A 10,000-nucleotide genomic window follows, 5' to 3' on the forward strand; every position below is an offset into this window, starting at 1 on the left:
AGTCTATGAGTCCTTTGGCTTCGAAGCGCTGCAAACCTCGGCCTTTGAATATGCCGATGCGCTGGGCAAGTTCCTGCCCGACGCCGACCGTCCTAATGTCGGCGTCTTCTCGTTGCAGGACGACGATGATCAGTGGATGGCGCTGCGCTACGACCACACCGCCCCGCTGGCCCGCTTTGCGGCGCAGAACTGGGACAGCCTGCCCAAGCCCTTCCGTCGTTACGCCTTCGGGCCGGTGTGGCGCAATGAAAAGCCGGGGCCTGGCCGTTTGCGCGAATTCATGCAGTGCGACGCCGATACGGTGGGCACCGACCGCCCGGAAGCCGATGCGGAAATCATCGCTCTGGCCGTGGCCGGGTTCCGCGCCAATGCGCTGCCGACCGTGCTTAAGATCAATAACCGCAAGCTGCTCAATGGCCTGCTGAGCGCGCTGGGGGCCGATTCCCCGGCGCAGCAGATGGGCGTGCTGCGCGCCATCGACAAGCTGGACCGTCTGGGTCTCGAAGGCGTCGAGCTGCTGCTGGGCGGTGGGCGCAAGGACGAGTCGGGCGACTTCACCAAGGGCGCGGGCCTGAGTGATAAGGCCATAGCGGCCGTGCTGGGCTTTGTGGCCGCGGGCCGCGACAGTGCGGGCGGTCAGGCCGAACGCGCGGCGGTGCTCGAAAAGCTGGCGGCGGTATTGAGCGAGTCCCCGGAAGGGCAGGCGGGTCTTGAGGACTTGTCGCGCATTTCGACGGCGCTGGCCGGGCTGGGTGTCTCAGAGGCCGAGGCTATTTTCGATCCCTCGATCGTGCGCGGGCTGGAATACTATACCGGGCCGGTGTTCGAGGCCGAACTGCTGATGGAAACGCGAGACGAGAAGGGCAATCTTGTGCGCTTCGGCTCGGTCGGGGGCGGCGGGCGCTATGACGATCTTGTGGCGCGCTTCACCGGTGAGCGCGTCCCGGCGACCGGCTTCTCGTTCGGCGTGTCGCGTCTGGCGGCGGCTCTGGCTTTGGCCGAAGAGGGCGCGATCCAGCCCGTGCGTGGGCCCATTGTCATCATCGCCTTCTCCGAATCGGACATGGGTGAGTATTTCCGACTGGCGGCGGAAATCCGCGCGGCGGGTCTGGCGGTTGAGGTTTACCTTGGTCGTTCGGGCATGAAGGCGCAGATGAAGTACGCCGACCGCCGTTTATCCCCGGCTGTCGTCATGCTGGGTGGCGATGAGCTGGCAAATAATACCGTTACGATCAAGGATCTCGATCAGGGACGGCTTCTGGCCACACAAATCACGGATAACAAAGAATGGCGCGAAGCGCGTCCGGGTCAGGTAACATTGCCCCGCGCTGAGGCCATTAAGCATCTGAAATCCATAGTGAATTCGTAAATAAATTTACGCAGCGGCAATCCGTGTCAGCGCTGTCAAAAAACGTTAACCCTTCTTAGGGTTTTTGACACAACTGCGTTAGTTAAAATTATTTTTGACACCGCGTAATAAAAGCGTTGACATGGCCCTCAAAAAACTGTTTTCTCCGTCTCAAGAGAACGGAACTTCGCCAGAGAGATGAAGTCAGTTCCCGGCGTTTCGGGGAGGAAACGCCTGCTTAACAAGGAAAGAGGCCCGGCATTGCTTATCCCCCATGCCGGGCCTCTTTTCGTTTGTTGTTTCCAGGGCTGGCGAAGCGCCAGTTTTGACGCCGATGTCAATTTCCCTTATTTCAGGTCCTTGCACGCGGCGCGTACCAGCCAACGGATTTGCTGGGCCAGCGCCTCTTGCGGCACGGCGATCAATCGCTCCTCCAACCCGACAAACACAATGCCGTGCACCGCAGAAAACAGGGTGCGCGCCACCAGTATGCGTTCGGCCTCAGACGCCGCAGGCATAAGCGCGGTCATCGGCGCGTTCATATGTCGAAACAGGCCCAATTGCGCCTGAATATTCCATTCGGGCAGGGCGGGATTTTTCAGCCGCATTTCGAACAGGGCGCGCCACAGCTGAAGATTCTGCCGCGCAAAGTCGTAATAGGCCAGGGCGATGCCTTCCAGTACCTCGACGGGACGCTCGGCTGTGGCTGAGGCCGCGCCGGCCTCCAGCGCTGCATCCAGCCTGACCATGGTGCGTTGCGCCAGCCGCAGCATCAGGTCGTCCATATCGGCGACGATATTATAAAGCCCCCCCAGCGCCACGCCGATGTCTGCCGCCAGTTCGCGTGCCTTGAGCGCGCCCACGCCGTTTTCGCAGATGCGTTTTTCAGCGGATTGCATCAGCGCTTCGAACTGAGCTTCGCGGCGGCGGGTCGTAGCGGTGGGAGCGTTGGACATTCTACTCGGAACCTGACGATAAAAAATTTGAACATCGTTCATTTTAATATTGAACAATGTTCAAATCTATGCAACAACACAATTGTGAACGGCGTTCATAGCACATCATGTCCCCACGCGAAAGCGCTGTTCATGGATCGGATCGGAATACTCCGGGGGCGGAGTTCCGCTCCGGAGGGGAAAGGGCGGGGCCGGTGTCCCCCGGTTCCGCCCATACCTCATCAGATTTCTACCCCACGCGCGGGTCGTTCAGGGCGCGGATATTCAGACGAAGGGTGTTCGTCATGGTTCGTTTTAAATCGTCTTCGCGCACAATGATGGTGCTGGGTGGTGCGCTGGCCTTTGCGCCGCTGGTTATGATCTATATTGTGCTGGGTCAGTTGCAGGGTGGCGTTTCTTATGCCAACGAGATGGCCGGTCACTTCACCCGCTACGCCCATCAGGCCGAGATCGGCGGCTTCCTGCTGGCCGTCGGGGCCGTGCTGCGCATCGCGGGCATTTGCTTCCCCAATAAGGATTGATACCCAACACGAAAAAGCCCCCCAGCGCAAACCGGAGGGCTTTCAGATCGGGCTGAGCGATGCGGCTTACCAGATGCGGACGCGGTCTTCCGGCTTCAGGTAATACTTACCGCCGGTGACGCCGAAGGCCTTGTACCAGTCGTCGATATTGCGCATCGGGCCGATGACGCGGAATTCGGCCGGCGAGTGCGGATCGGACACGACCTGCTGACGGATGGCGTCTTCGCGGTACTTGGAGGCCCAGACGCCGGCAAAGCCGAAGAAGACGCGCTGATCGCCGGTGAAGCCGTCCAGAACCGGGCCGCCGTCCGGATGCGACAGGCGATAGGCGGTCAGGCCCATCAGCACGCCACCCAGGTCAGCGATGTTTTCGCCCATGGTCAGGCCGCCCTGCACCTTGGCGCCCGGAACGGGCTCATAGGTGTCGTACTGCGCGCCGAAGACCTTGGCCTTGGCGTCGAACTTGGCCGCGTCTTCGGCCGTCCACCAGTCGCGCAGCACGCCGTCACCGTCGGACTTGCGGCCCTGATCGTCGAAGCCGTGGGTGATTTCGTGGCCGATAACGCCGCCGATGGCGCCGTAATTGACCGCCGCATCGGCCTTCGGATCGAAGAAGGGCGGTTGCAGGATGGCGGCCGGGAATACGATTTCGTTACGGGTGGATGAATAGTAGGCATTGACCGTCTGCGGTGTCATGCCCCATTCCAGCGGATCGACCGGCTTGTCCAGCTTGTTCAGGCTGTCGGCCCATTCGAACTCACCCGAACGCACCACATTGCCGAACAGGTCGCCGGCCTTGATCTCCAGCGCCGAATAGTCCTTCCACTTGTCCGGATAGCCGATCTTGACGCCGAACTTGCCGAGCTTTTCGTGCGCCTTGGCCTTGGTTTCGGCGCTCATCCAGTCGAGGCCGTCGATACGCTTGCCCATCGCCGTCTTCAGGTCGCCGACCAGCTTTTCCATCATCGCCTTGGACTCAGCCGGGAAGTAGCGTTCGACATAGGCCTTGCCCAGCGCTTCACCCAGAGAGCCTTCGGTCACCGAAATCGCGCGCTTCCACAGGGGACGCTGCGCCTTGGCACCGGACAGGTCGCGCGAATTGAATTCCCAGGCGCGGGTCGAGAAACGCTCGGACAGGTAGGGCGCGGCCTCATTGACCGTCTTGAAGGTCTGCCACGCTTTGATCGTTTCCAGCGGCGTGTCGGCATAGACCTTGGCGATCTTGGGGAAGGCGGTGTTCTGGGCGACGACGATCTTCTTCGCCTTGTCGAGCTTGGCCGCCTTGAAGAAGGTGGGGAAGTCAAAGCCCGGCGCGAAGGCGGCGATCTCTTTGGCCGTCATCGGGTTATAGGTCTTGTCGTCGTCGCGGCTTTCGATGCGCGTCCACGACACCTTGGCGATTTCGGTTTCAAAGGCCACGATGTCCTTGGCCGTCTTGGCCGCGTCCGGATAGCCTACCATGCGCAGCACGTCGGTCACATAGGCTTCGTAGAGCGCCTTCTTCTCCTTGAAGCTGTCTTCCAGATAGTAGTTGCGGTCCGGCAGGGTCAGGCCCGACTGGAACATGTAGAGGATGTTGATTTGCGGGTTCTTCTGGTCATCGAAGATGGCCGGGGCAAAGACAGACGAACCGAACTGACCCATGACGCCGCCCATATAGGCGGCCATGTCGGACTTGGTCTTGATGGCGCGGATCTTGGTCAGGGTGGGGGCCAGCGGCGCGATGTCGAGCGCGTTGCGCGTTTTGACGTCCATCATCGAGTTATAGAGGTCGGCGATCTTCTTGTCGTCGCCGGTCAGGCCGGGCTTGGCCGCCAGTTCGTCGATGATCGCCTTCAGACGGTTGTCCGACAGGTTACGCAGCGCCGCGAAGGCCCCGTAAGAGGTGCGGTCGGACGGGATGACAATGGCGTCGATGGCCTTGCCATTGGCGTAGCGGAAGAAGTTGTCACCCGGATTGACCGAGGTATCCATGCCCTTCACGTCAAAACCCCAGGTGCCAAACGTCTGGGCGACGGTCGAGTCGGAACCCGTATCACCGCCGGTCAGGGTGTCCGCTTTCAGGCCCAGCGAATCGAGAGAGGAGAGGCTTTGCAGGAAGCAGTGATCGTCGAGGCAGGTACGATCTTCGGCCTGCGCCGCTGCCGTGAAGAGGCTGAGCGAAAGGGCCGTGGTCAGCAGGATAGTTTTACGCATGGTGTTTCCGGGACTAGAGGATGCGGTTGCGGTTTTTGGTTGGCAGATGGGTTCATTTGCAACGAGGCGGTAAGATGGCGCATTTTTTGCCGCGCGTCTCATAAATTTTCTTTCATAATCGCGTGGCATGGGTCACCTTGACCGACAAGGGAAATCGGTTGTTTTGAGATGAGGGAAAATCGCCTTGGTGACGAATCTTCTGCCTGAAGGCAGCGCGCAGCAGGTTGCGCACGCCGGCACGTCATCGTCAGGGATCGCCTTTCTGATAGCCGCGGCGGTGTTCGTACCCTTCTTCCTGCGTTTTCGCGTGTCGCCGGTTCTGGGCTTTCTGCTGGTTGGTGCGCTTCTGGGGCCGTTCGGTCTGGGGCGGCTTGAAGACCTTGTGCCGTTTTTGTCCGTCTTCACGATTTCGCAGACGCAGGACGTGCATCAGCTGGCGGAGCTGGGCGTCGTCTTCCTGCTGTTCTCCATCGGGCTGGAGCTGACCTGGGAGCGTCTGAAGGCGCTGCGTCGCATGGTCTTTGGTCTGGGCGTGCTTCAGATTGTTCTCAGCGCAGCCGTCCTGACCGGCCTGTTCCTGCTGATCGGGCGCAGCCTCGGCGGGGCGGTGGCCGTCGGTATGGGGCTGGCTCTGTCGTCCACGGCCATGGTCATGCCGGTGCTGGCCGAACGCAAACGCCTCAATTCGCCGACCGGGCGCAGTGTTTTTGCCGTCTTGCTGGCGCAGGATCTGGCCGTCGCGCCCATACTGATCACAGTGGTGGTGCTGGCGTCGGGCGGCAGTTCGTTCGGCATCAGCGGGCTTTTGACCCTCATCCCGGCGGTGGTGGCGATGGCGCTGCTGGTCATCGGCGGACGTCTTCTGATGCGGCCGCTGTTCCGTTCGGCGGCCATGGCCAAGAGCGCGGAACTGTTTATGGCCGCCTGTTTCCTCGTCGTGCTGGTCTCAGGGCAACTGGCTGTATGGGCGGGCTTAAGCATGGGGCTGGGCGCCTTTATCGCCGGGGTGCTGCTGGCCGAAACCGAGTACCGGCGCGAAATCGAAATGATGGTGGAACCGTTCAAGGGCCTGCTGCTGGGCCTGTTCTTCGTGACGGTGGGGGCGCGTCTCGATTTTGCGGCGGTGATGTCTGAGCCCGTGCTGGTGCTGGGCCTGACGCTCGGCCTGATCCTGCTGAAGGTGGCCGTTGTGGCCCCTCTGGCGCGCGGCTTTGGCCTGAGCTGGCGCGGGGCGGTAGAGGCGGCGCTGGTGCTGGCGCCCGCCGGGGAATTTGCCTTCGTGATTATTGATGAGGCCGTGGGGCGCAAGCTGGTGCCGGTTGGTTTTGGTCACGCGGTGATCGTCTCGGCCATTGTCAGCATGTTCCTGGTGCCGCTGCTGGCCGGGATCGGGGCGCGCTTCAACCGCAAGACCGCCGCGGCGGAGGTGGCGACCAGCGTCGCCCCGGCGCATGTCTCCGAACAGGTCGATGTGCTGGTGGTGGGCTATGGGCGTGTGGGTGAGCTTGTGGCCGACATGCTGAAACGCCACGACATCTCATTCGCCGTAATCGACGCCAATGCGCGGGTGGCGTCACGGGCGCGTAAGGACGGGGTCGAAGCCTGGTACGGCGACGCCTCGCACCCGGACATGCTGCACCGTATGGGCATCGACAATGTGCGCGCCGTGGTGGTCACGGTGTCAAATGCGGCCTTTACCGACTCCGTGGTCACCGCCGTGCGTCAGGTGCGTCAGGATGTCGGCCTGATCGCCCGTGCGCGTGACGCCAACCACGCCGAAAAACTCTACGGACTGGGCGTGACCGACGCCGTGCCGGAAACCATCGAGGCCTCGTTGCAACTGGCGGAAAATACGCTGGTAGATCTGGGCGTACCGATGGGGCTGGTGCTGGCTTCGGTGCATGAAAAGCGCGATGAATTCCGTCAGGACCTGCTCAAATACGCCCCTGACGGCCGCGTCCCGCGCATCCTGCGCACCACCAAACGCAGTATCAGGGCGGTAGAGGGGTAGGGAGATGACTGATTATAACGGCGAATGGAGCGACGAAGAGGGTGTGGACCTGACAGACGCAGCCTTTACCGCGCTTCGAGCGCAATTGGTCGCTGCTTTTTCGGCACCTGATGTAACCTATGTCCGGATGTCAGCGGAAGACGTGATCGCATGGAACGCAAAACCTTACCTTCTCTAGCAAAGCTTAGGCGCGTGGCTGCGGGCAAGGCAGCGATCAATCCGCTTGACGGTGCGCTTCCAGTCGTTCACGCAGGCTGTCGATCTCGGCAAAGAAGCGCTTGCGGATTTCGGACGCGAACGGATTATCGCGTTCGATCGACATAAACAGCTCGTCGGAATCGCCCTGCACCAGACCGACCCCCTGCATCATCAGGTCGTAGGAGCGCGTGGTGTGCACACGCGGCAGGGGCTCAAGGCCGCTTAAGACCTTGGCGATCATGTGGGTCAGGCCCTGCACCGCAGCCAGAGCGCGATCGTGGATTTCCGGCGTGGCGATCGAGACCTTCAGGTCCAGCGTCTTTTCCAGAAAACGCACAATCGGGTTCAGGTGCCGCACGCGCACCGGGCAGACGACGATTTCCATATCGTGGATGCCGTAGCGCGCCGATTGCGGCCCGAACAAAGGGTGGGTGCACAGGATAGACACCTGCGGCGGCAGCACTTCCTGAAGCCAGGCCGCCGGCTTGACCTTAACCGAGCCTACATCGATGACCAGACCGTTAAGGGGGACGTGCGGCGCGATCTTCGCCGCCAGATCCTTTAGCGTACGGATAGGTGTGGCGAGGATGACCACCTGACAGGCCGCCGCTTCTTCGAGCGACACCAGTGAGACATTGTGACGTTTGGCGTAGGCTTTCGCCTCAGGCGAAGGGTCGCAGGCCAGAATGTCGAAGTAGGGCGCCAGATGGCGCACGATCAGCCGCCCGAAGGCCCCCAGCCCGAACAATCCGAGTTTATGAACCTGTTTCACTGTCTGCGCCGCTTTTAGTTCTGGTCTTTTGGAAGGCAGGGCAGTTAGCACGTTCACGCCGACGCGGCGAGAATAAACGCGCTTTAGCGGTGTAATTAGACGGATTTTGCTGTTTTGAGGGTTTCGTGTGCAATGATTTTGCACGGGATGGCAAAAAATTGCCAGAAAGTTTCCGGTGACACAAATGAAACAGGTTGCCAATGTAACAACATGGCGACCCGTTTCAAATAATACTAAACGATTGATTTCGTTTCGTCTTACCAGCCGCCGAACAGGCCGCCTTTTTTCTTCTGTTCCTTTTCGCGCTCGACGGCGCGTTGCTCCAACCCCTTCTGCAGCGGCGTTTTGGGCAACTCATCCACGGTCAGCTTGCCATCCTTATTGGCGTCGAGCAGTCGGAAGCGCTGCGATGTGGCGCGCGCCCATTCTTCAGTCGTGATGCGGTAATCGAAATTGGCATCGGCGGCGCGGATGGGCTGCGGTTCATTGATCAGACTGAACTGCGCGGCCCCCTGCACGCTCTTGACGTAACGGTTGGCGGCCGCCGTCTTGTCGCTTTCATCACTGGGCCGCGGGTTTTTGGGCTGCGCCACCAAAGGGCTGAAACCGGTGATTTCGGGGGCCAGTTCGGTTTCGTAGAAGGTGTTGTCCTGCGACGTGATAACGCCCTTGCCGTCACGGTCCACGATGGCAAAAAAGCGCAGGGCGTCGGCCAGAAACTCATCCGGGCTCAGGGCACCATCCTTATTCGTATCAGCTCCCGCAAACCATAGGGCAACGGGGTAGGGGTCTTTCAGCGGGGCTTTGAAGACTTCGCCCGACGGGCTGAAGAAGACGGCTTGTCCGACGGTGCGACCACTGGGCATTTCAGGCGGCGCTTCGCCCGTGGGCGGCGGAGCCGAGCGCGGGGGCTGCGCCATGGCCGAACCGGCGACACACGTGATCAGAAAGCCGCAAAGTAAAGTTTTTTTCAGGGTCATGACTCTGGTTCCGCCGATTTGGGTCTGTTGTCGGGTCTCTATGTGATTTTTAGATGGTGTGATTATGGCGTGACTGACATGCAAGGGGAAAATTTCGCGCCTCTGCGATCCGGCGTTTTTGCCGGGCGGAAAGTTTGTCCGGATTTATGTAAGGGCTGTATTGAAGGGGCGGTCAAAAGCATTGAGTAAGGCAAAATTGCGCCTAATTGTGTAATATATTGAAATTGTTATTAAATAAATGCCTTGTTAATTGAGAATTGCTTCCGTTTTTGCGCTTGCCAATCCAGGTGAGTACTTGAACGGAGATGACTGATGCAGATTGGATCAATGTCGGCCTCCGCCATGTCGCAAATGCACGCGAAGATGTTTTCGAAGATCGACGCAAACAGCGACGGCGGTATAACGCTGGAGGAAATGACCGCCTCCGCCAGCGAAAAGACGAAAGGCAAGGGCGGCACAGAAGACAGTGCGAAGATCGCCGAACGCTTTGCCAGTATGGACAGCAACAGCGATGGCTCTGTAAGCGAAGAGGAAGGCCTAAGTTTCTTCCAGAGCCAGATGTCGTCACAAACGATGAGCGGCATGCTGCAGGCTCAGGAAGGCGGGCAGGGTCGGCCCATGGGTCCGCCGCCAGGTGGCGCGGCCGGAGGCGGTGGCCAGAAACCAGCGACCTTCGACGAACTCGACACCAATCAGGACGGTTCGGTCAGTCTCGATGAAATGCTGGCCTCGTCTGAGAGCGATGAAACCGAAGATACGGAAGACACCGACAAAACCGCGCGCCTCACCGAACTCTTCTCAAAGATGGATACCGATGGCGACGGCTCGGTCACCGAGAGCGAGAAATCGTCATTTGATGAGAAGATGCGCGCCGAAGGCCCGCCGCCTCCGCCTATGGAAGCGTTTGCTCAGACCTCTGAAAGCGAAGACACCGCGTCGTCGGCGACAGGTACGACCGTTGATGAGGGCACTGCGGCCAAGCTCGCCGCCCTGACGGCTCAGTGGATGCAGTCCATGG

At 60.3% G+C, this 10,000-nt stretch carries 9 protein-coding genes; 5 read left to right on the forward strand and 4 right to left on the reverse strand.

Features of this window, described 5'->3' with window-relative positions; all coding sequences use genetic code 11:
- Positions 1-1,369: histidine--tRNA ligase (gene hisS, locus LDL37_RS10625; RefSeq protein ID WP_290797846.1), on the forward strand; the 1,369-nt coding region annotated here is incomplete at its 5' end.
- 326 nt (positions 1,370-1,695) lie between these two features.
- Here the strand turns inward: hisS and LDL37_RS10630 are convergent.
- Positions 1,696-2,304 carry a WHG domain-containing protein gene (locus LDL37_RS10630; protein ID WP_290797848.1) on the reverse strand — a complete coding sequence of 203 codons (609 nt, stop codon included), beginning with the start codon at positions 2,302-2,304 and terminating at the stop codon, positions 1,696-1,698.
- Between the two features lie 284 nt (positions 2,305-2,588).
- On the opposite strand from LDL37_RS10630, the gene LDL37_RS10635 reads away from it, so the two are divergent.
- On the forward strand, positions 2,589-2,825 hold the full coding sequence (locus tag LDL37_RS10635) for a hypothetical protein (RefSeq protein ID WP_126424093.1): 237 nt from the start codon (positions 2,589-2,591) through the stop codon (positions 2,823-2,825).
- A gap of 66 nt (positions 2,826-2,891) precedes the next feature.
- Here LDL37_RS10635 and LDL37_RS10640 read toward each other — a convergent pair whose 3' ends face one another.
- Complete coding sequence (locus LDL37_RS10640; RefSeq protein ID WP_290797852.1) at positions 2,892-5,021, reverse strand: M13-type metalloendopeptidase; 2,130 nt, start codon at positions 5,019-5,021, stop codon at positions 2,892-2,894.
- A gap of 187 nt (positions 5,022-5,208) precedes the next feature.
- Between LDL37_RS10640 and LDL37_RS10645 the strand changes: the two genes are divergently transcribed.
- Together LDL37_RS10645 and LDL37_RS10650 are read left to right on the forward strand one after the other, a co-directional pair.
- Positions 5,209-7,032 (forward strand): cation:proton antiporter, encoded by a 1,824-nt coding sequence (locus tag LDL37_RS10645; RefSeq protein ID WP_290797868.1) that lies wholly within the window; start codon positions 5,209-5,211, stop codon positions 7,030-7,032.
- 4 nt (positions 7,033-7,036) lie between these two features.
- Positions 7,037-7,210: a hypothetical protein gene (locus LDL37_RS10650; protein ID WP_290797855.1), complete on the forward strand. Its 174-nt coding sequence runs from the start codon at positions 7,037-7,039 to the stop codon at positions 7,208-7,210.
- Positions 7,211-7,246: 36 nt separating this feature from the next.
- On the opposite strand, the gene LDL37_RS10655 is transcribed toward LDL37_RS10650, so the two are convergent.
- The gene (locus tag LDL37_RS10655; protein ID WP_290797859.1) at positions 7,247-8,002 is read right to left on the reverse strand and encodes a prephenate dehydrogenase/arogenate dehydrogenase family protein; all 756 of its coding nucleotides are present in this window, start codon (positions 8,000-8,002) and stop codon (positions 7,247-7,249) included.
- Positions 8,003-8,259: 257 nt separating this feature from the next.
- Positions 8,260-8,982 carry a hypothetical protein gene (locus LDL37_RS10660; RefSeq protein ID WP_290797862.1) on the reverse strand — a complete coding sequence of 241 codons (723 nt, stop codon included), beginning with the start codon at positions 8,980-8,982 and terminating at the stop codon, positions 8,260-8,262.
- 312 nt (positions 8,983-9,294) lie between these two features.
- Between LDL37_RS10660 and LDL37_RS10665 the strand changes: the two genes are divergently transcribed.
- On the forward strand, positions 9,295-10,000 hold a 706-nt coding region (locus LDL37_RS10665), incomplete at its 3' end, for an EF-hand domain-containing protein (protein WP_290797865.1).

This window comes from Asticcacaulis sp., from assembly GCF_020217185.1.
Lineage (GTDB): Bacteria > Pseudomonadota > Alphaproteobacteria > Caulobacterales > Caulobacteraceae > Asticcacaulis.